Source organism: Bartonella occidentalis, from assembly GCF_037070875.1.
In the GTDB taxonomy this organism is placed as follows: domain Bacteria; phylum Pseudomonadota; class Alphaproteobacteria; order Rhizobiales; family Rhizobiaceae; genus Bartonella.
Map to the genome: position 1 here is coordinate 96,996 of NZ_JAYMZJ010000003.1, position 21,239 is coordinate 118,234.

A 21,239-nucleotide genomic window follows, 5' to 3' on the forward strand; every position below is an offset into this window, starting at 1 on the left:
TTGCTTCTTTCAAGTAATTTACTTATAAAGATAGAGTGTCTTCTTTTTTGTTCGTTTTGCAGAAATTTCTGCATCTTTGTCGGGATGAAGATAGGTACTGCCTTTAAGGGTTATGTTACCCTATGTCTATACAGAGTTGCTTTCACTTTATTCAGTATGAAGACAGGTATTGCCTTAAGAGTTTGTGTGTAAAAATATTTTGCTAACAGTCTAGAAAATAAGGACTGTAACTTCAAAAGCGAAACAAGTCACGCTTACAAAATTAGATATATTTGTATGAAGAAAAAGCATAATTTGGGAAAAATCCAAAAGATAGAGCCATTCAGTTCAGCTGTTTTTTATGATCCCGAATGAAATTGCAAAAGCGTTGAAAGAGATAATGACTATCTTGTGGACCAGGGGAAGCCTCAGGATGATGTTGAACAGAAAAAACTGGCTTCCCAATGATTCGGATACCACAATTTGTGCCGTCAAAGAGAGATACATGTGTTTCTTCAACATGTTGGGGCAAAGACGTTGTATCTACAGCAAAACCATGATTCATTGATACAATTTCGACTTTTCCGGTTGTAAAGTCTTTAACAGGATGATTAGCACCATGATGTCCTTGATGCATTTTGATGGTTTTAGCTCCAACAGCAAGAGCCAAAAGTTGATGTCCGAGGCATATGCCAAAAAGCGGTATATTACTTTCAATGAGTGTTTTAATGGTTGGAACGGCATAATCTGCTGTAGCCGCTGGATCTCCCGGTCCATTAGAAAGAAAAACACCATCAGGATTTATTGCTAAAATTTCTTTTGCAGTTGTATTTGCTGGCACAATAGTTATGCGTGCACCTTGTGCAGCTATAAGGCGGAGAATATTACGCTTAATACCATAGTCAATCACAACAATGTGAAAATTGTACGTATCATTTGCGCTATAGCCTTTATTCCATATCCATGGCTTTTCACTCCATTCCACCAATTGCCTTGATGCTGCTTCTTTTGCAAGATCAAGATTAATGAGACCAGTCCATTTTTGTGCGCGTTCTTTCAGAGCCTTGATATCAAAGCTTCCACTTGGATTATGCGCGATGATTCCATTTAGGAAACCTTTTTCACGGATAAGAACAGTTAACGCACGTGTGTCAATGCCACAAAGCGCAATAATTTTACGTGTTTTAAGCCATTGATTGAAATCTTTATTTGCTCGATAATTGGAAGGTTGGGTAATATCTGCTTTAAAAATAGCACCAACTGCTCCGTGGCAATTGTAGGGTGTAAGATCTTCAATATCTTCACTATTTGTACCTACATTGCCGATGTGAGGGAAAGTAAAATTAATGATTTGTTTCTTATATGATGGATCCGTGAGAATTTCTTCATAGCCTGTCATAGCAGTGTTGAAACATACTTCAGCTTCAACAATACCTGTAGCGCCTGCCCCTTTTCCCTCAATAACTGTTCCATCTGCTAATATTAGAAGAGCTGTAGGTTTTTTGCTTATTTTCCAAGGATTGTGAGATGGGATAGTTTGTGTCATAGTTTGCATCCACAATTCATTATCTGAGGGATATAATGATTAACATTACACAAAAAGCACATCGTAACAGACTCTGTGTATGTTTTTATTGCAATGTTCTGCTTAAGGCTAAGAGTATAGGTATATTTGATGAAGAGGTAAAGGCCTGTTTTGAGCTTTTCTAAAATTTAGGTATTAATTATTTTTATCATAATATAACAAGGTGTATAAGGACTTTAGCAAGTTTTTTCTTGTTTGCATAAATAGGATTACAGTATGTTGAATGGCCAAATTGGTATTATGGACAAGAGAAAATATGTTTTGCTGTGCTTCATTAATTAATGTTTGCGGTGAGGAAGCATCGTATTGAAGAATGATTTAAAATAGATGATCATTTGATACGATCCTAGTTTAGCTAAAATGAGTACAGTGTGAGAATTGCTGTGCATTTATCATATTTTACAAGAAAAACTGAGTGGTTAGAATCTGTGAAGAAAGTATGAGGAAAAGTAGCAATGAGTCATGAATTTTTTCATGTTAGATGAAGCGGAAATAATACTCTAGAAGATTTGATGTAAATAAATGTTGAAAGATATAATTACGGCTTGTTTAAAGGAATGATCTTATACAGTAAAAATAAATTTAACTAAGGAGCAATATATGATAGGAGTATTGTCATTCTCAATAGTTTGAAAATAATCTGCCATAACAGTAATAAGTAAAACTCATCCGGTAAAAGCTTTCACAGAAAGATGCGTGGAATAGATAAGTAAGTGATTCTTCTTGCTGGTTTATCAAAAAAAGTCCCTGCTTTTTTCAAGAATTTGTTTCTTTATTATTTTGTCTTATGCTGATTTGTTGCGTATAGCGGTGAATCCGCTAAGAATAGTTCGGTTATCAGTAATGGTTTTCCTGTGAGTCGCAAACGGGAACGGCGTGCCCATAGCGTGTTTTGTCGGCCGATGTGAATATAATCTCGGGTTAGTTCATTATTGCTGAATAAATAGTGACCTAGCGGCATATTTCCCAAGTTGATCAGCGCTTGATTGTGTTCAAATAGAGTTTCTTGCGGAATCACGGTGCGCCCGAGAAGCCAAGGTTTATTGTCTCCCATCAGTACGACTTCACGTAGCCAGTAACATGAACTATTGGGGAGGTGTTCAGCTTCTTCTTTCAGCTTATCACGTGTAATAAAAAATTCACGTTGTGGTTCAACACGTATATACATGCAGTGTTTTTCAAATCTGCGTGTCATTGATCCCGACTCCATTAACCAATCTCTTATTTCAACTGGTACTGGAGGATCTTGATCGGATAGCCATTTCAGAGGTGGTAAAATAGAATCTCTAGGATTATACATTGCTTCGATCTACACTTAAAACCATATTTCATATGTGTTAGAGATGAATAAATATCCGCGTTATAATATAGAAACTCAAAGGCAGCAATGTTTTCAATGGAAAGACGACAAAACGGTAGAGGTAGAGTGTCCTCTTCTGTATTTATGTTAATACTGTAGACAATGAATAACCCTGTTTTTATCAACGGTTTTAAAAAAGGATGCTAAATATTTCAGTAAGTGGGGTTGTTTATGATATTCGTGCCAGTTTTACTAAAGTTTAGACTATCCATTTAAATTAAATCTTATGTGATTAGGGGTTCGATTTCAGTATAAGGTTATAAAATGATATTTATTGGGTGTATTGGTATTTGCAGTTACATGAGCAAGATATGACAGTCTATGGCGAAGATATTATTACGGTATGCAGTTATAATATGCTGAATAACGGTAATGTTTAAGCATGAGTTATAGAAGATAAACCACCGATACAACATACAAAGTACTGTCAATGTAAACGTACTGTATTATCTTCAACCGAATGACTACTGAAACAACAAGGGATGTATTTCTCAGAGCCCTTGCTTTTCGTTGATAATAGCCTCAGTTCTTAGAGTTTTTAAAATTTTAGTAAAAATTTTAAATCTCAGAAATGAAGAAATTTTGCAAATACCAAAAGGATTTTTAGAAATATTTATTAATTCTTCGTCCTATCCATATGAGGATGCATGCTCCAATAAAACCTGCAATAAGATAGCCAACCAAACCAGAAAAATTAATACCAAAAAAGCCTAGAAGAAAGTTCGCTAATGCGGATCCAATAACCCCTAAGACAACATCTAAAAGTATTTTTGTTTGGCTTTTCATAACATATTGCGCTGCCCAACCTGCTAAGCCGCCGACAATAATAGCTGTAATCCACCCAAGGTGTACATCTTCCATTATATTTCCCCTTTATTTCTTAAACTATTTCTAAAAGCTAGGGTTTGACTTTTAAAGGTCAAGACTTTGTTTTTTGTTTCTAAGGGCGGAAAGGATATCGTGATTAGGATGTTCTAGTTTTTATTTTGTTTATTTTGAAATGATATGAATTCAGTGTTAGGTTTACTAAATTATATATAACACAGGATATATGATCTCGTTTATGATGATAAAAAGCACTAAAATTGACAGTGGTTTTATAAAGAAGGTAAAGGTACTTTGAGAGCAGAAAAGAATACGTTTACATGCAGTTTTAGTTATTCTGTGAACAAGATTTTCAAAAACAAAAATGAAATGGCTAAAGTATAAAATTGATGCACAAAAAGATTAAAAACAAAGCTTATTTAAGAGGGATCACTCATAATTTAGTTGATATTAGAATTTTTGTTTAACTCTTTGCAAAGCATATTGGATAGAGTGAATTGGAAAAATATTAATATATTAACTGCAGTCTAACGAGTGTGCATTTTATAACACATTTCTTACTTTTAAATAATAATCATTAACTTCTTTGGTCATTTCAAAATTATGGTTTTTCAGTTAATTTCTCAGGAGGATTTCGTAGGCGGGAACTTTGAAGGAGTCCCTGTGCTTCTAAAATTGGGTAAGTCATTGAGGTTAAAAGAGAGTTTATTTGTTTCAGGTCGCGTACAGTATCTAGATGAAGACTGGATGACTCTATATTTTTGATGCCGCCTTCGCGAAGGCGTTTAAAATGCTTGAGACCCATTTCTTTTTCTAAATTCCGAAGCTGATCCTTTTTTTGCACTAATAAATGTGCAGTATGTGTATCACGCGAGATAAGAACGTTAAATGCGATATGGGCATTGGCTAAAACAATGGAGTGAAAATGAAGTAGGTCACTCCATCCATCACTGCTGAATTGTAAACCTTTTTGTTGTTTCTTTTTGACTAGCATAAGCATATTATGAATAATTATGTCTCCTGCTTGATCTAATTTTATACAAGCACCTAAAAGTTCTTGTGTTTGAAAGGCTTCTTCATCAGATAGTTTTTGTCCAGCTAGTCGTGCAAGATAAAGTTTGATTGCGGTGTGCTTTTTATCTAGCGTGGTGTTCAGGTGGTTAAGCTCGCGTATGATATCAGGGTCTGGTTTTTCATAAAGCCCCATAATTTTTTCTAGCATGATATCCACGAGATCACAAATATGGATGACTTCACGCATAACATTAGAAAGTGCTAAAGTTGGGCGTTCAATAACGCTATCATCGAGAGCAGTTTGATCAGATAAATTAATAATTTTATGAGTTTGCGCTTTTTTTGCCATGCCATAAATAATTTTAGTTGTCAGTTTTAAAACCCATTTTGATAGTGGTATTCCAGTAAAGAGGATAAGAACATTAAAAACAATATGTGCATTAACCACTTGAGTAGGGGTATCATTGCCAAGCCACGCGATAGATGGTTGAAAGAAAAGAAATAAAGCAAGGACAAGAATTGAGCCTGCTCCACGCATGAGTAAATTGCCTAATGGAACGATACGAGCGTTAAGAGAAGCATTGCGTGTTAAAAGTGGTGCTATGAGAGAAGAGCCAAAGTTGACGCCAAGAACCATTATAACACATAATTGAGCATGGATAAGGTTATAGTTGGCAAAATTAACCAGCAAAATAATTCCAGCGATGGATGAATGCAAGAGATAGGTTAAAATTGCTGCTAACAAAAAAGAGGAAATAGGATCAGTTGAAAGATAGTTAATGATACTCGGCAAGGTTGCGCTATCACGTAAAGGTTCTGTGGCTGCGCTTGTCATTTGTAAAGATAAAATTAAAAGCCCAATGCCGATAACAATACGTCCTATTTGACGCCAGTCACTTTTTTCAGTTGTCATGAAAATAAAAGTGCCGATTAAAAGGCATAATGGCACAACGGTGGTGAGGTCGTAGGAGAGGATTTTTATAACTAATGCTGAGCCTAATTCTCCCCCACGTACAGCCATAAGTCCTGCTAAACCAGAGACAAAACCAGAATCAACAAAAGAACCAACAAGGAGCGTTACTGCTGTAGAGCTTTGTAAAATCATTGCTGTAAACAGTCCAAAACTCACAGCAAAAAATGGATTGGACATAATGTAGCGCATTTTAAGCTTAAGCTTATCACCATACGCGCGCTCAACCCCTGTGCGCACCATGCGAGTTGCCCAAAGAAGTAAAGAAATAGCACCTGCAAGATGAAGGAGTACCAATGAACCATTCATGATACTTTTCTCCGTTATTATTGGACATAGTTTTATCTAAAAGTTTATAAATTGAGATTTATCGTTTTACTTTTTTTCTAGTGCATAAATAAAATCATATCCACTTGGATTTTGGAAAACTTTTAGACCAAAACTGGGAAGAATGGAATAAAGGTGATCAAAAATATCGGATTGAATTTGTTCATAATCTGCCCAAACGGTTGTGTTTGTAAAGCAGTAGATTTCTAAAGGCAAGCCGTTAGATGTAGGAGGTAATTGTCGCACTATTATGGTTGCATTTTGTTTAATGTATAGGTGCTTTTCTAGATAAGCTAAGACATAAGCACGGAAGGTTCCAATGTTGGTTAAACGGCGCGTATTAGCTGATATGTTTTTGTTTTTATCTAACTGAGCGTTCCATTCATTAATCTGTGGTATTTTTTTCGCGAAATAATTTTCTAACAAATTAAATTTGGAAAGATGTTCTTGTTCTTTTTTTGTATGAAAACGGATGCTTAATTGGTCAATAAATAGGGATCGTTTAATGCGTCTCCCTCCAGACTCTGTCATCCCGCGCCAATTCTTAAAAGAGTTGGTCACGAGTTTGCGGATAGGAACTGTGGTGATTGTTTTATCAAAATTTTGAACTTTGACAGTATGAAGTGCAATTTCAATTACATCACCATCTGCATTAAGGTCAGGGATTTCAATCCAATCGCCAACACGCACCATATCGGTGGATGAAATTTGAATTCCTGCAACAAGGGAAAGCAGCGTATCTTGGAAAATCAACATAAAGACAGCTGCCATCGCACCAAATCCGGAAAAGAGAATAAGAGGTGAGCGATCAAGTAATGTAGCTATCATTAAAACTGCAGCGACAGTAAAAAGTGTAACTTTAGCGATTTGAATATAGCCTTTGATTGGCTTTAATCGTGCTGCTGGTTGTTGTTCATAAAGGGTATTAACAATATTGAGGAGAGAAGAAATTGTTAAAACCACGAAAAAAATAATGAAAGCATTAGAAACATTATGGGTAATAGTTTTAAAGGTGTTGGGCAATGAGGAAATAAAATTCGCACCGATTGACAGGATAAAGGCTGTAAACGCATCTGCCATGTATCGAATAGTTTGTTCAATATCACCGGATGTAGCTTTAGGGAGAAAAGAGGAAATCCGTTTCGCTCCGTGAAAGAGTAGATTTCTTGCTAGCAAATTTCCTAAAAATGCGGTAAAAATAAGAATAATAAGCCAACAAGCAGCTTCTAGCGACGGATGTTGAACAAGGAATTCTATCACTTTTCTATCTCCATTTCTGAATTATATGTGGTTGAACCTTTAAAAATTTTTCATCATTTAAGATGAAGTATTGGAATTATGCTCTAAAGTTGTTAAACATGCAAAAGAGAATTTTACAACTCTGTGAGAGATAATGCGTTTTCCGTCTGATTTCCTTGATGAAATCCGCACCAGGCTACCAATTTCAACTGTTATTGGCAAAAGGGTGATATTTGATTCTCAAAAAAGCAAGCCTTCGCGAGGAGATTTTTGGTGCTGTTGCCCATTTCATGGTGAAAAAACCCCAAGCTTTCATTGTGATGATCATAAGGGTCGTTATTATTGTTTTGGCTGTGGTGTAAGCGGTGATATTTTCACTTTTCTTTGTGAACTCGATGGATTGCACTTTTCAGAAAGTGTAGAGCGTTTGGCTGATTTTGCAGGGATTCAATTACCTATCTTTGATCCACAAAGTCATAAGCGTCAAGTGGAAAAGACTGATCTTTATGATGTTATGAAAATAGCGACGGATTTTTTTCAAAATAGCTTACTTGAGAAAGGAGGGGAGCAGGCGCGTCGTTATCTTGATGAGCGTGGGGTAACGCCAAAACTTATCGAGCGTTTTCGGATTGGTTTTGCTCCAATGAAGCGTACAGCTTTAAAAGACGTTTTGAGTGCACGTGGTATTTCAATAAAGCAAATGGAAAATTGTGGACTTCTCAAATTGAGTGAAGGGAATGCCACTTCCTATGATCGATTTAAAAATCGTATTATGTTTCCCATTGAAGATTTACGTGGACGTGTGGTGGCGTTTGGAGGACGTGCATTAGATAAAAATACTCCGGCAAAATATCTGAATAGTCCTGAAACAGTTCTGTTTCATAAAGGAAATATACTTTATAATGCAGCTGCTGCGCGTAAAAGTATTCGCTCTGTTGGTGATCAAAAAGTCCGTTCCATTCTCGTTGTGGAAGGTTATATGGATGTGATCACGTTGACTAAAGCGGGTTTTGAAGGGGTGGTGGCTCCTTTAGGTACAGCACTGACGGAAGCGCAAATTAAGCTTTTATGGCAGATGGAGGCTGATCCAGTTTTATGTTTTGATGGGGATGATGCTGGTTTGAAGGCTGCTTTTCGTGTTGCTGATCGTGTGCTGCCTTTTTTAAAGGCGGGGGTGTCTATACGTTTTGTTTTGTTACCAAAAGGCAAAGATCCAGATGAAATTATTTGCTCTGGTGGTACACAGCTTTTTACTGATTTTGTGCAAAAATCAATTTCATTAATTGAGCTTTTGTGGTGGCGTGCTACCTATGAAAAGAATTTTGAAACTCCAGAAGCACGAGCAGCGCTGGAAAAACAACTGAAACAGCAAATTTTTACGATTAAGGATGAAGATATACGTCGCTATTATTTGCAAGATATCAAGAAAAGACTCTTTGATTTTTTTCGTCCATCTTTTTCGAAAAAAAAAGACGTAGGACGATATGATCAAAACTTCCAAAATAAAATATTTAAAGGCTCACCTTTTTCTACATTAGCAAATTCTGATATCGTGCGAAATTCATCGCATTCTATTCCTTTGCGTGAAGCCGTTATCCTATTAATTTTAGCTTATTATCCTGAGTTATGGTTTGAAAATTTTGAAGCTCTTGTTGAGTTGGAGTTACAGAATCCTCAATTAATAAACCTGCATCAATCAATGTTGGAAGTTCTTGGAAGTCAGCAGCCTCATGATCAAGAAAAAATGATTGCATTCTTAGAAAAAAGAGGGCAAAAGGCTCTTTTGGAGAGTATGAAAAGTCTTGTGCAAAACGTTGGGATGCGTATAATTTTTACGGGAGGATCTATAGAAGGTGTTCGTGCTGTATTAAAACAAGCTCTCTACTTGCATCTTCACGAATACCACCTACATAAAAGATTACAAGATATTGAAGAGCAACTCATGGAAAATCCTAATAGTGAGATTTTTAATCTGCTGCGTGAAACAAAAATCGAACTAGAACAGATGCAAGCAACAGAAGCTTTAATGAAGGATTTTGAACCTGGTTTGATGAAAAAATAAATGGGAATAAGCGAGATAACATAAAATGATTCGCTTTTTTAGAGCGAATCAGTCACCTAAAGCTTAGTATGAAAAATTTTATGTAGCACGGTATTTTTATAAAAATAACAGCGAGCTTTTAGGAAAAGCGGGAAATTGGTTCTTATTATATGGTTTAGAGATTGTTTCAGAAAGGCTGAAAAGTGTCGGGGAAGCTTTTGGAGTTTTCCCCGTGTTTTTGTGTGAATAAAGAGTGTATACAAGATGTATTGAAAACTAAGGGTTTCCTCTGCAGAGGGAGTTACATATGGGAATTTTTTGGTACACTAAGTTGATAATGCAGAAAAGCTGGTCACATGGAAGTTGGGTTAAGTAATTGTATAGTGATCAAGTGGAGTTAACGGTATGGCAACAAAGGTTAAACAGAAAGACAACACAGAAGCAACGGGTCAAGTAAGTTTGGATCGTCCGCTTCTTGATTTTTCTGATGATGCCATCAAAAAAATGGTGAAAATCGCCAAAAAAAATGGTTACGTAACAATGGATGAACTGAATGCAGTTCTTCCTTCCAATGAGGTTACGTCTGAGCAAATTGAAGATATCTTGTCGATGTTCTCTGAGATGGGCGTTAATGTTGTGGACGATGAGGATGAAATAGAGTCTGAACATTATGAAGAGGAAACTGTAGAAGGTGGCGATTTAGTAGAGGCTACTAACTATGCTGTGGCGACAACAGCTAAGCGTGAAGTGGCAGATTCTACTGATGATCCAGTGCGCATGTATTTGCGGGAAATGGGAGCTGTTGAGCTGCTTTCTCGGGAAGGCGAAATTGCTATCGCTAAGCGTATTGAGGCAGGACGTGAAACAATGATTGCTGGACTTTGTGAAAGTCCCCTAACTTTTCAGGCTCTCATTATTTGGCGTGAAGAATTAAAAGAGCAGCATATTCTCCTTCGGGAAATTATTGATCTTGAAATGACTTATGCTGGTCCAGAAGCTAAGCAAGCTCCTATTATTGAACGAAGCGAAATTGAAAAGATAAAAGAAGAAAAGCCATCTTCTAGCACACGCGACATGGAAGGTCTTGTCGGAGGTATAGGCATCGATGATGATGATGATGAAGACGATGAAGCTAATTTATCGCTTGCTGCAATGGAAAACGAGCTGTACCCCCAAGTTATGGAAACATTAGACTTTATTGCTGAAACTTACGTAAAATTGCGAAAATTACAAGATCAGCATGTCGAGAGTAGTTTAGCAGAGCATAAAGGGGGAGCTCTTTCACCTTCTCAGAAGAAAAAATATATTCAATTAAAGGGCGAATTAGTTCAGGCAGTAAAATCTCTTTCTTTAAACCAAAATCGTATTGAGGCTCTGGTTGCGCAGCTTTATGATATCAATAAAAGATTGATTCATCATGAAGGTAAACTGAAGAGGCTTGCTAATAATTATGGTGTTGGTCATGAGGATTTTTTAAAAGAATATCAAGGCCGTGAATTGGATGCGGATTGGGTTAATTATATTACAACTTTATCAGGGCGCGGTTGGAAAGAATTTTCGACGCGTGAGGTTAAAGAAATTCAGAATTTGCGCAGCGAAATACAAAATCTTGCACAAGAAACTGCCATTTCAATTAGCGAATTTCGTCGCATTGTAATGCAGGTGCAGAAAGGTGAACGTGAGTCAACAATTGCTAAAAAAGAAATGGTTGAAGCTAATTTGCGTCTCGTGATTTCGATTGCAAAAAAATATACTAATCGTGGTTTGCAGTTTCTTGACCTTATCCAAGAGGGAAACATTGGTTTGATGAAGGCAGTGGATAAGTTTGAATATCGGCGTGGATATAAATTTTCAACTTATGCAACGTGGTGGATTCGTCAGGCAATTACTCGCTCAATTGCTGATCAGGCACGCACCATTCGTATCCCTGTTCATATGATTGAAACAATTAATAAGATTGTTCGGACATCACGCCAAATTTTACATGAAATTGGACGGGAACCCACATCAGAAGAATTGTCAAGTAAACTTTCTATGCCATTAGAAAAAGTGCGGAAAGTACTTAAAATTGCAAAGGAACCAATTTCACTCGAAACACCTGTTGGTGATGAGGATGATTCTCATTTGGGTGATTTTATTGAAGATAGGAATGCATTACTCCCGATTGATGCAGCTATTCAAGCTAATTTGCGTGATACAACAACGCGCGTTCTTGCTTCACTAACACCGCGTGAAGAGCGTGTTTTGCGCATGCGTTTTGGTATAGGGATGAATACCGATCATACGTTAGAAGAAGTAGGACAACAGTTTTCAGTCACACGGGAGCGAATTCGTCAGATTGAAGCAAAGGCGCTTCGTAAATTGAAGCATCCAAGTCGTTCACGTAAGTTACGTAGTTTTCTTGATTCTTAAAGGCTCATTTTCAAGAATGCATCATTTGTTGGTGACTAAAGGGTGAAAAGCGTGTCATATAGTGTTTAGAGAAAAGCTTGAGTATTAAATAATCTGAGTAGGGTTTTTAGTATAAAAGTTTTTGATTAATATTATCCGTTATGAGATGCATAGATTTAGAAAAATTATTTTTAGGAAAACAGGGCAGTATTAAAACATTATCGCATGTGCGAAAGAGCTGATTTGTAAAAGAAATATGAAATATTTATATATTAAAGTCAATTTTTATGAGTACAGGCACTTTTTCGGTAGCGTTCATAAAAAAGAAGCTTATGCTAAGTATATGGATAATCTCACTTAAATGTTTGCGATTATACATATTTTCTTATGCGTGTGTTTGTTTATAAAAAAGTTCTGTTGGTTATTTCTCATTCATATATGGCATATATGCTCGCAATATGTGTTATCTTTGGAATTAGATTTTACAAAAATTGTTTTGAGGGAGTCCTCTGAATTAAATGATTTTTTCAATAGATAAAAATTGTGGAATTATGCGTCTTAGATTTTATTATTTTCTTTTTGGTAGATCATCTTATTAAAAAAGGTACAGTCAATTTTTATGAGTGAAGAAATTCCTTTTTGGAAAGTAAAAAAGCTAGAAGAATTTTCTGCTTCTGAATGGGAGAGTCTCTGTGATGGCTGTGGGCGTTGCTGTTTGCACAAAGTGGAAGATGATGATAGGGGAGATATCTATTCCACCAGTATTGCTTGTCGTCTTTTAGATGGGGAAACTTGCCGGTGTCGGGATTATGTTCACCGTAAATCAATTGTTGCAGATTGTATCTCCTTGGATGTTGCAACCGTTAAAACAGCTCGTTGGCTTCCGGAAAATTGTGCTTATCGATTGATTAATGAGGGGAAAGATCTTCAGTGGTGGCATCCACTGGTGTCGGGAAGCTTTCAGACGGTGCATTTAACGCAATTTTCTGCGCGTGGACAGATAGAAATTTACGATGATGAATTATCATCTGAAGAAGATTGCCTTCAGTATATCACCGGAATTCTTAGTAAAGGCCGATGATATGATTATTTTAAGCAATAGAGCTAATGATTGTAAGTAAATTTATTCTACAGCGAATGTTACGGTGATACTGACGTTATAATTCAATTCACCACTTGAAAAGTTTGTATCTGCATAGCTTTTATTTGCTATGCTCATTAGACGTGGTGTTGGGTTATATCTATTTTCTGTTTCATTAATTTTAATAATTTTTCCTAATTTTAAATTAGCTGCTTGTGCTATAGTTTCTGCTTTTTCAATAGCTTCAGAAACAGCTTTCTTGCGCGCTTCTTGATAAAGCGGTTTTGTATCACCGTTTATAAAGGTAATCCCATTTATTGAATTAACGCCAAGCGCCATTGCTTGATCAAATATTTTTCCAGTTTTAGAAAGATCACGAATGCGCACTGTTAGAGAGTTTGAAACATGATAAAGAGCCTCATTATGATTTTTTTTGTTATCTTGATCTGGATAAGATTGATAAATGGATAAGCCTGATGTTTGCAAATCATTTTCTTGAATACCACTGTTTTTAAAACTATTTCTAACGCTATTCATAGACTTATTATTAGCTGCTAATGCTTTTTGAGCTGTTTTATTTTGAGTAACAATGGCAAGATTGATAATTGCTATATCTGGAGTTGCATGGCTTTCACCGATTGCAGTAACAGTAATAGTTTGGCTCTCTACTTTATTTTCTTCAGCGTGTGCATTAAGCGAAGTAGCTAAAAGTGCTAGCGCTACTGCCATAGCTGTTTTAAGTCGAGAGCTGTTAAGTGATTGGATAATTATTTTTATCATATTTGTTCCTTTTTTGTTAGCCTTCTACTTTATTTATTATTGGTTACTTTCACATTTTCTATAGTTCTTGTAAAGAAGTTAGGGTTCCAAAGGGAGCCAAGTATAAAAAATATGAATTATAATTGAAGCAAGCTCTTGTATCGTTGGGCATTTTAGTTTAGAGAGAGAAACTGTCTTGTGGGGCCTGTAGCTCAATTGGTTAGAGCCAGCGGCTCATAACCGCTTGGTTGGGGGTTCGAGTCCCTCCGGGCCCACGTTATCCCAAAAATTTATAATTGATTGTAGAGAATTTTGGTTAGCTTCTTTGTTGTTCGATCTCTCATTTTTCATTGTGATTTATGGTATAATAGCCAATTAGGATTCTTTTTATATCCTTTGGTGAATTTGTCTAATGTATTAGATTTTAGAAATTCCTAGCATTTAAATGCTGTTAAACTTATTTATTATAAGGTCAGTTCTTGTGTGGGTATAATGCTTATCTGTTTATTTTTCTTTTAGGGATAGGCTAACTAAATTGAAATAGAGGAGGTGCCTTTAGTATTTGCATATTACATTTAGTATAAATTTGAGATTCCTATGCAAAGGGAATACTCTGTTATTACTATTGATCATTGTAATTAACTTAGCTATTCTGAAAAGCTGTATTTTCTTACGTGAATTTATATTGTGCAAAATTGATTGGTAAATTTAGTCCTTGAAATATGTAGATATGAAAAATGTTTTTACAGCGATTTATTATTTTCTGAAAAAATTTAATGTATGCTTAGGTATTAAGTTTTGAGAAAAAATAAATATTTAAGAGCTTCTTGAAAAACTTTAACATGCCTCTATAAATAGAGTAAATTATCTTTTTTTAGTAACATAAGCAAAAGCTCTTTTTCGGGTTGAGCAACTCCAAATAATTTGGATAGCTTGAAAAGTACACCACCCGCGAAAGAAATTTTGTTAACAACCACCTTTCGCGTGCTGTAACCAATATGTATTTTTACTTATTTATCGTAAAAACCCTTTTTGTTATCACCAAAACACACTGCAAAATAATATGCAGACTTGAGTTCTGGCGAAAAACACTAAGATTGCACTTCTCTGACAAGAGCTTTATACGTAATTTTTTTAATTTGTTCAATATTCATAAGAGTATCTTGTTTTGTTGGATATCCCTTACTTGAGAAGGCAATTTTTTGTTCGTCTCCTGAAACTAAACGCCAATACCATTGATTGTGAACTCCTTGAAACACTTCAAAATACATGTCTCTTACCTCATACAACAATCTCCAATTTACGATATGATTATAAAAATCATGCCTATAAATATTGGATATTAAATATGTCTCTATAATGAGCAGTCAATATATTTTCGTTAATTGCAAATAATGTTATAAAAATCACTTTCTGTAGTCAAATATCCCTTTAATAACCCTCACTTTATCGTTTCTATAAAAGCATAATCTAACGCATCACACGTTTACAGTACAAAAAATAAATATGCATCTTTACGCAAGCACAATTCCGATTTTGCCTATCATTTTAAAAATGCGGCTATTTACTGATTAGCAACAACCTCTTTTTGAGATATGCTTCTAATGAGCAAATCGATAAATAGACTAAGAGTATAAGAATTTGCCATTTTTGCCTTCATATCGATCAGAGAAGTTGATGCCTTTGGACTAAGTCCACTAGATGAACCCTGTGCCAGTAAATATTGTTGCAGTTTTTCATAAGAACTTTCAACTTTTTCTTTGTCTATTTCTTCACCACGATTGCTGTTGACAAGAATTTCCTCAAGCCCTTCAATTTTCTTAATAAAATAGTTCCAGTCAAAATCACCTTTACTATATTCGGTGTCAAACATTTTTCCTTGTCCCGTTAGAAGCCAATTAATATTGACTCCGTACAATGTACGATAGGTTTGTAAGACACTAAGATTAGGCTCTCTTTCCCCGCGTTCATAAAAAGCGATGGAATTTTTTGTCATGCTAAAGCTTTTAGCTAATGCTTCACGTGATGGATCCCCCAAAGCGAGACGAACATAACGCAAACGTTTTCCAAATATAGTTTTTGCTTCAGTTTCAGGACGTGCCACGAATTATCCTCCCTCAGTAAATCGTCATGGTATAAGCTTGGCTGATAAACACACACTATGTATTAATAACTCATTATGCAATGTCAATATTTGTAATCAATATTTACAACTTTTATTACTTTTTAGTCATTAAATTAGTGGATAGAAGGTAATTTTCAACTTATCATATTGCGTATCATGCAATGGTAGTGTTCATTTTATATGCAAGGTGCACTCTTTGATTCTCCCCCCCTTGTTTTTTCTTGGGGATATTTCATATAGTTTATTTATGCACCCTGTTTTTTTGTTGTAGACGTGCACTGCTTCTATGTGTGCGAATTTAAAGAGATAAATTTTGAGGAATGGTTATGGCCCTATTAGGCTATTTCGGGTGGGCTTTTTTTTTCACAATTGTTGGAGTTTTTTTAGGAGGAACTGTTGGTTGGCTTGAAACAGGAAGCATCACGGGTTTTCTTAAATATTTTTTCATTTGTTGTGTTTTAGGCATTTTGGAAATTTCTTTGTCTTTTGATAATTCTATTATCAACGCACGTATTCTTAAAGGGATGAATCAATTATGGCGCCGTCGTTTTTTGATATGGGGCATTTTGATAGCAGTGTTTGGGATGAGGATTGTCTTTCCATTGTTGGTGGTTGCTATTGCGGCTTGGATTAATCCAATTGCAGCAGTTAAATTAGCGATATGGGCACCACATAAATACGCCGCAATTTTAACGGATGTGCATGTGGGTATTGCCGCTTTTGGCGGGACTTTTCTTATGATGGTTGGTTTAAAATATTTTTTTGATCCTGACAAAGAAGTACACTGGCTAGCTTTTATAGAAAAACCAGCTCGGAGGTTTGGGTCATTTATTGGGGTTGATATTGCAGTCGTTTTGATTCTGATACTATTTTTCTGGGGGCACGTTGCAACAGAAGATAAAATGACTTTTTTATTAGCTGCACTTTATGGACTTTTGACATTTATAGTAGTTGGAGTCGTTGGCTCACTTCTAGATGCGCCCAAAACTACTTTATCTGCTGTTGCCAAGGGAGGAGCAGGGTCATTTCTTTATTTAGAAGTCTTAGATGCGAGTTTTTCTTTTGATGGTGTTGTTGGTGCTTTTGCCTTTTCACATAATCTTTTTATCATTGCGATTGGGCTTGGTATAGGTGCATTTTATGTTCGCTCTATGACTATTATGTTGGTTGAGTCAGGAGTGCTGTTGCATTATCGTTACCTAGAACATGGTGCTTTTTATGCAATCTTAATACTTGCGGTGATTATGTATATGCAAACTATTACACCGGTTCCTGAAATATTAACAGGATTTATAGGGGTGTGTATCATTGGAATAGCATTTTATTCTTCTATTCGCTTTAAGCGTCATGCCTTAAATAAACATGCTGTGTCTAGATAGATTATCAATTTTTATTAATAATAAACAAAGGGAATGTTTTAAGATGTCATCAAGAGTTCTACGCCAGTTTCGTTCATGGTTTTAAGTATTGTATTAAGAGAGTCATTAAGATCAATACCTGCACAGGCATTTAATGAGACACTAACTTTAAAGCCGCACTTTATGGCATGAAGTGCAGAAAACCCAACGCAAAAATCAGTTGCTAGGCCGCATAGAGCGAGCTTTGTAAAACCGTGTTCTTTGAGATAAGCGTGTAAACCCGTTGGGGTTTTTTGGTCATTCTCAAAAAAGGCGGAATAGCTATCTATGTTTTTATTATAGCCTTTTCGAAGAATAAGCTGTGCTTTATCAATTTTAAGAGATGGATGGAATTCTGCGCCTTGTGTTCCTTGTATACAATGATCTGGCCATAATATTTGGGAACCATAGCTAAGATTGACTGTATCATAAGGTATTTTTCCGCAGTAGGAAGAAGCAAAGCTACAATGGTTCTGTGGGTGCCAGTCTTGAGTTAAAATGACATGATCAAAATTGTCGATGAGATTATTAACAGTAGGTAAGATGGTATCGCCTTGTGGCACAGCAAGTGCTCCACCTGGCAAAAAGTCATTTTGAACATCAATGACGATTAAGACTTTTTTTTCCATGAGCATATTTTCCTATAGGGGAATTAACTGTTATCATAGTTTTAAAAGATTAGTTTTTAGGTTGTGTGATAATTTGGCGGATGTTGGTAATATTTTTATAATTATCAAGCCAGAGAAGTGGAACGGATAATTGTTTATAATTCGTTTTATAGTTGTTTACTAATTGCAACCATGTGCCAATAGGCAGTGCAGTGTAATCGCTTACGGCTACATGTTTATGTAAGGCCTTCATAATTAGAAGGCTTGGTACATCAGATCCCATAAGACGGCGATTATTTTTTAAGTGCAATTTGAGCCACGCTAAGGCAGGAGGTGAATACCATTGTTTTCCATGACACCAAAGCGATGAAAAGAGATGCGGATTTTTCACGGCGTAGTGTAAAGCCCAAAAAGCAAGAAAAGAAGGAGCATAAAGAATTGTTTTTTGGGGAGGAACTATATTGCATTTATAGGCTGGTGTAATACGGTAAAAACATAATGTTATATCTGGCATGGAAAAGAGAAACGATGTTTGATAGCATGTTTCAGGTATGGCTAAGGAGATTTTTGTTGTGCTTTTTTGATGAGAATTTTTTTGCATTCAAAATTACGGTGGGGCTTGTGAGATTAAAAAAAATGTATCAATATAGAACTAACGGTCTTTGATGCGCCGCGAACGTTGCTTATCGCGAATTGTAAGAAAAGCGCAAGTAATTTTTGAAAATTCTATCTTTAATACTGCATAAATTAAGAGAACTTTATGGTACGTCAATTTATTTATCACATGGCTGGGCTCAATAAAACTCATGGCAATAAAAAAATTTTGGAGAATATTCATCTATCCTTTTATCCAGATGCAAAGATCGGTATTTTAGGACCAAATGGTGCAGGTAAATCAACCATTTTACGTATTATGGCTGGACTCGATAAAGAATATACGGGAGAAGCGTGGCTTTCTGAAGGTGCGTGTTGTGGCTATCTTCCGCAAGAGCCTATTCTTGATACAAGCAAAGACGTGCGTGGCAATGTGATGGAAGGTGTTGCGGATAAGCAGTCAATTGTGGATCGTTATAATGAATTGATGATGAATTATAGCGAAGAAACAGCTGATGAGAGTGCGCGATTGCAAGATATCATTGATAGTCAAAATCTTTGGGATTTAGACAATCAAGTAGAAATGGCTATGGCTGCTCTTGATTGTCCACCAGCAAATGAGGATGTAACAAAACTTTCAGGAGGTGAGAAGCGGCGGGTTGCGCTTTGTAAGTTACTTTTGTCTAAACCAGATTTATTACTTTTGGATGAGCCAACAAACCATTTGGATGCGGAAACGACAGCTTGGCTTGAAAGGCATTTGCGTGAATATCCCGGTGCAGTGCTTTTAGTAACACATGATCGCTATTTTCTTGATAACGTCACGGGTTGGATTTTGGAATTAGATCGGGGTAAAGGTATTCCTTATGAAGGAAATTATTCTTCTTATTTAAAAGCTAAAGCTAAACGTATAGCTCAGGAAAGCCGTGAAGAAGCTGCACGCCAGCGTGCATTATCGCGCGAGCAAGAATGGTTAGCTTCCAGTCCAAAAGGGCGGCAAGCAAAATCAAAGGCTCGGGTTAAAGCCTATGATGAATTGGTTAGAGCTGCACATGAACGCCGGCCTGGAGAAGCACAAATCATTATTCCTATTTGCGAAAGATTGGGACAGGTTGTTATTGAAGTTGATAACCTATCTAAAGCATATGGTAAGCGTGTGTTGATTGATTCCCTCTCTTTTAAACTTCCTGCTGGTGGAATTGTTGGAGTCATTGGTGCTAATGGAATGGGAAAATCTACCTTGTTTAAAATGTTAACCGGACAAGAACAGCCAGATTCAGGTAAGATACACATCGGAGAAACAGTTCAGATAAGCTATGTTGATCAAAGTCGTGATTCATTAGTGGGAGATAAAACTGTTTGGGAGGAAATTTCTGGCGGAAATGATATCATTAAGTTAGGTAAATATGAAATGAACAGCCGTGCTTATTGCGGGGCATTTAATTTTAAAGGTGCAGATCAGCAGCAAAAAGTGGCAAACTTGTCAGGTGGACAACGCAATCGCGTACATTTGGCTAAACTTTTAAAAGAGAGAGGCAATGTTCTTCTTCTTGATGAGCCGACGAATGATCTGGATACCGAAACTTTGGGTGCATTGGAAGATGCCTTAGAAAACTTTGCCGGTTGTGCAGTTATTATATCGCATGATCGTATGTTCCTTGATCGATTGGCGACTCATATTTTGGCTTTTGAAGGTAATGGCCATGTAGAATGGTTTGAAGGTAATTTTTCCGAATATGAGGCTGATAAAATCCGTCGTCTTGGTGCAGATGCTCTTAATCTTAAGCGTGTAAATTATAAGCCTCTCACACGTTAACATTTTTTATCTTATTTGAGGTTAATTAAGAAATGGTGGCAGCGATATATGTAGACTGTATTTTCAAGAGGAAAATCGTATGTCACGCTTAAGGTTTTTATTCATTATATTGGCTATAAAAAATATAATGGCTTTAAAATGCCCTTCATAAGAAAGCAATCAACTCGCACTTAATATGTTTATGATCGTATAAAGGTTAGTGACTGCTTGCAAAATTGGGGGGAGGATAGGGTTTATATAGAACATAGGGGTGACTCTGATTATTATAGTATGGTGGAGTTGTTAATTTTTGAGAAATTATCTATTTTTTATATTATAATAAAACAGCAGTATATCTCTTCACTGTTATTCATTTATAATAGTGCTTATATATTCTTAGTTCAGGAATATTTTTATGAAAAAATAAGTTAGTTTAGATACGATGTTTGTGTTACTGCCAGTAGCGATAAAGATAGGCGGTTTACTTGCATATTTTCTACATAACAAAAATTTAACGGTATGGGATCTTATTTATACTGACAGTTGTTAAATAAGTAATCACGATATTTGTGTTTATTATATGAAGTGTAGTTCATTAAACATTATTAGAAAGAGAATGAATTTATTTTTGTTTTTTCATGATCATTGATATTATCTTGTGGTAGCTGCTACCCTAGTTTTTCAGAAAATAATTGAATATTAAAAATATAATTTAGTGCGTTTGATAGATGTTAAAAATAACATTTAAAAGGGCAGGAGAGTAGGGATATCTTACAAAATTTTGTGCAATAGAATGGTTATAATTATTATTGTATTACAAGATTTTGTTATGGAAGTTCTTTGCTAAATATGGTTAGCAAAAAGCATTTGAAACAATTTTAAATATTAATACACAGGTTCTATATTTCTATATTAAGCTTTATTAGTATGCACAGTTGGAACCGCGCTTATTTATGTACAAATGATACTTTTTACAGTTATCTGTTAGGGATACTAATTTTGACTTTTGGTTTAAGAATTCGCAGGTTATTTAATGGGTGCATAAGTGTTTTTATTCTAGAAAACAGTATGGGTTTTTTATTCGCTATTAATTTAGCATTTACACTTTATTATGCTTATTTGTGCTTTGGCTGTTAAAATTAATAAATA

Annotated in this window: 14 protein-coding genes, 1 tRNA gene and 1 pseudogene; 6 read left to right on the forward strand and 10 right to left on the reverse strand. The window is 35.8% G+C overall.

The annotated features are described in order from the left end of the window. Positions 1–322: 322 nt before the first annotated feature. The 5 genes from carA to WCP78_RS05440 form a co-directional block, all read right to left on the reverse strand. Positions 323–1,525, reverse strand: a complete 1,203-nt coding sequence (carA, locus tag WCP78_RS05420) for a glutamine-hydrolyzing carbamoyl-phosphate synthase small subunit (protein ID WP_336279494.1) — start codon at positions 1,523–1,525, stop codon at positions 323–325. An 814-nt stretch (positions 1,526–2,339) separates the two neighbouring features. Next, positions 2,340–2,864 (reverse strand): chorismate lyase, encoded by a 525-nt coding sequence (gene ubiC, locus WCP78_RS05425; RefSeq protein ID WP_336279495.1) that lies wholly within the window; start codon positions 2,862–2,864, stop codon positions 2,340–2,342. Positions 2,865–3,527: 663 nt separating this feature from the next. Beyond that, on the reverse strand, positions 3,528–3,785 hold the full coding sequence (locus WCP78_RS05430) for a GlsB/YeaQ/YmgE family stress response membrane protein (protein ID WP_336279496.1): 258 nt from the start codon (positions 3,783–3,785) through the stop codon (positions 3,528–3,530). A gap of 565 nt (positions 3,786–4,350) precedes the next feature. Further along, positions 4,351–6,042 (reverse strand): Na/Pi cotransporter family protein, encoded by a 1,692-nt coding sequence (locus WCP78_RS05435; protein WP_336279497.1) that lies wholly within the window; start codon positions 6,040–6,042, stop codon positions 4,351–4,353. A 66-nt stretch (positions 6,043–6,108) separates the two neighbouring features. Then, positions 6,109–7,320, reverse strand: coding sequence for a mechanosensitive ion channel family protein (locus WCP78_RS05440; RefSeq protein ID WP_336279498.1), 1,212 nt, complete (start codon positions 7,318–7,320; stop codon positions 6,109–6,111). A gap of 133 nt (positions 7,321–7,453) precedes the next feature. On the opposite strand from WCP78_RS05440, the pseudogene dnaG reads away from it, so the two are divergent. The 3 genes and pseudogenes from dnaG (at position 7,454) to WCP78_RS05455 (ending at position 12,812) form a co-directional block, all read left to right on the forward strand. Next, a pseudogene (dnaG, locus tag WCP78_RS05445) lies at positions 7,454–9,390 on the forward strand (DNA primase). A 355-nt stretch (positions 9,391–9,745) separates the two neighbouring features. Then, entirely contained in the window at positions 9,746–11,752 is a 2,007-nt protein-coding gene (rpoD, locus tag WCP78_RS05450; RefSeq protein ID WP_336279499.1) for an RNA polymerase sigma factor RpoD, read from the forward strand. A gap of 598 nt (positions 11,753–12,350) precedes the next feature. Then, on the forward strand, positions 12,351–12,812 hold the full coding sequence (locus tag WCP78_RS05455; RefSeq protein ID WP_336279500.1) for a YcgN family cysteine cluster protein: 462 nt from the start codon (positions 12,351–12,353) through the stop codon (positions 12,810–12,812). A 42-nt stretch (positions 12,813–12,854) separates the two neighbouring features. Here WCP78_RS05455 and WCP78_RS05460 read toward each other — a convergent pair whose 3' ends face one another. Next, positions 12,855–13,592: an SIMPL domain-containing protein gene (locus tag WCP78_RS05460; protein ID WP_336279501.1), complete on the reverse strand. Its 738-nt coding sequence runs from the start codon at positions 13,590–13,592 to the stop codon at positions 12,855–12,857. Between the two features lie 180 nt (positions 13,593–13,772). Between WCP78_RS05460 and WCP78_RS05465 the strand changes: the two genes are divergently transcribed. Next, a tRNA-Ile gene (locus tag WCP78_RS05465) sits at positions 13,773–13,846 on the forward strand. An 816-nt stretch (positions 13,847–14,662) separates the two neighbouring features. Here the strand turns inward: WCP78_RS05465 and WCP78_RS05470 are convergent. Further along, positions 14,663–14,842 carry a YegP family protein gene (locus tag WCP78_RS05470; RefSeq protein ID WP_336279502.1) on the reverse strand — a complete coding sequence of 60 codons (180 nt, stop codon included), beginning with the start codon at positions 14,840–14,842 and terminating at the stop codon, positions 14,663–14,665. Between the two features lie 293 nt (positions 14,843–15,135). Further along, a complete protein-coding gene (locus tag WCP78_RS05475) occupies positions 15,136–15,675 on the reverse strand; it encodes a helix-turn-helix domain-containing protein (RefSeq protein ID WP_336279503.1) in 540 nt (179 codons plus the stop codon). Between the two features lie 347 nt (positions 15,676–16,022). Between WCP78_RS05475 and WCP78_RS05480 the strand changes: the two genes are divergently transcribed. Then, positions 16,023–17,075 carry a DUF475 domain-containing protein gene (locus tag WCP78_RS05480; RefSeq protein WP_336279504.1) on the forward strand — a complete coding sequence of 351 codons (1,053 nt, stop codon included), beginning with the start codon at positions 16,023–16,025 and terminating at the stop codon, positions 17,073–17,075. Positions 17,076–17,113: 38 nt separating this feature from the next. Here WCP78_RS05480 and pncA read toward each other — a convergent pair whose 3' ends face one another. Both pncA and WCP78_RS05490 read right to left on the reverse strand, forming a co-directional pair. Continuing rightward, positions 17,114–17,722, reverse strand: a complete 609-nt coding sequence (gene pncA, locus WCP78_RS05485; RefSeq protein ID WP_336279505.1) for a bifunctional nicotinamidase/pyrazinamidase — start codon at positions 17,720–17,722, stop codon at positions 17,114–17,116. A 49-nt stretch (positions 17,723–17,771) separates the two neighbouring features. Beyond that, complete coding sequence (locus WCP78_RS05490) at positions 17,772–18,302, reverse strand: hypothetical protein (protein WP_336279506.1); 531 nt, start codon at positions 18,300–18,302, stop codon at positions 17,772–17,774. A 159-nt stretch (positions 18,303–18,461) separates the two neighbouring features. On the opposite strand from WCP78_RS05490, the gene ettA reads away from it, so the two are divergent. Then, a complete protein-coding gene (gene ettA, locus WCP78_RS05495) occupies positions 18,462–20,111 on the forward strand; it encodes an energy-dependent translational throttle protein EttA (protein ID WP_336279507.1) in 1,650 nt (549 codons plus the stop codon). Positions 20,112–21,239: the final 1,128 nt, after the last annotated feature.

Excerpts from the sequence above, each read along its gene's own strand:
- carA (WP_336279494.1), bottom strand. The coding sequence starts at position 1,525 with ATGACACAAACTATCCCATCTCACAATCCTTGGAAAATAAGCAAAAAA.
- ubiC (WP_336279495.1), bottom strand. The coding sequence starts at position 2,864 with ATGTATAATCCTAGAGATTCTATTTTACCACCTCTGAAATGGCTATCC.
- WCP78_RS05430 (WP_336279496.1), bottom strand. The coding sequence starts at position 3,785 with ATGGAAGATGTACACCTTGGGTGGATTACAGCTATTATTGTCGGCGGC.
- WCP78_RS05435 (WP_336279497.1), bottom strand. The coding sequence starts at position 6,042 with ATGAATGGTTCATTGGTACTCCTTCATCTTGCAGGTGCTATTTCTTTA.
- rpoD (WP_336279499.1), top strand. The coding sequence starts at position 9,746 with ATGGCAACAAAGGTTAAACAGAAAGACAACACAGAAGCAACGGGTCAA.
- WCP78_RS05455 (WP_336279500.1), top strand. The coding sequence starts at position 12,351 with ATGAGTGAAGAAATTCCTTTTTGGAAAGTAAAAAAGCTAGAAGAATTT.
- WCP78_RS05460 (WP_336279501.1), bottom strand. The coding sequence starts at position 13,592 with ATGATAAAAATAATTATCCAATCACTTAACAGCTCTCGACTTAAAACA.
- WCP78_RS05470 (WP_336279502.1), bottom strand. The coding sequence starts at position 14,842 with ATGTATTTTGAAGTGTTTCAAGGAGTTCACAATCAATGGTATTGGCGT.
- WCP78_RS05480 (WP_336279504.1), top strand. The coding sequence starts at position 16,023 with ATGGCCCTATTAGGCTATTTCGGGTGGGCTTTTTTTTTCACAATTGTT.
- pncA (WP_336279505.1), bottom strand. The coding sequence starts at position 17,722 with ATGGAAAAAAAAGTCTTAATCGTCATTGATGTTCAAAATGACTTTTTG.
- WCP78_RS05490 (WP_336279506.1), bottom strand. The coding sequence starts at position 18,302 with ATGCAAAAAAATTCTCATCAAAAAAGCACAACAAAAATCTCCTTAGCC.
- ettA (WP_336279507.1), top strand. The coding sequence starts at position 18,462 with ATGGTACGTCAATTTATTTATCACATGGCTGGGCTCAATAAAACTCAT.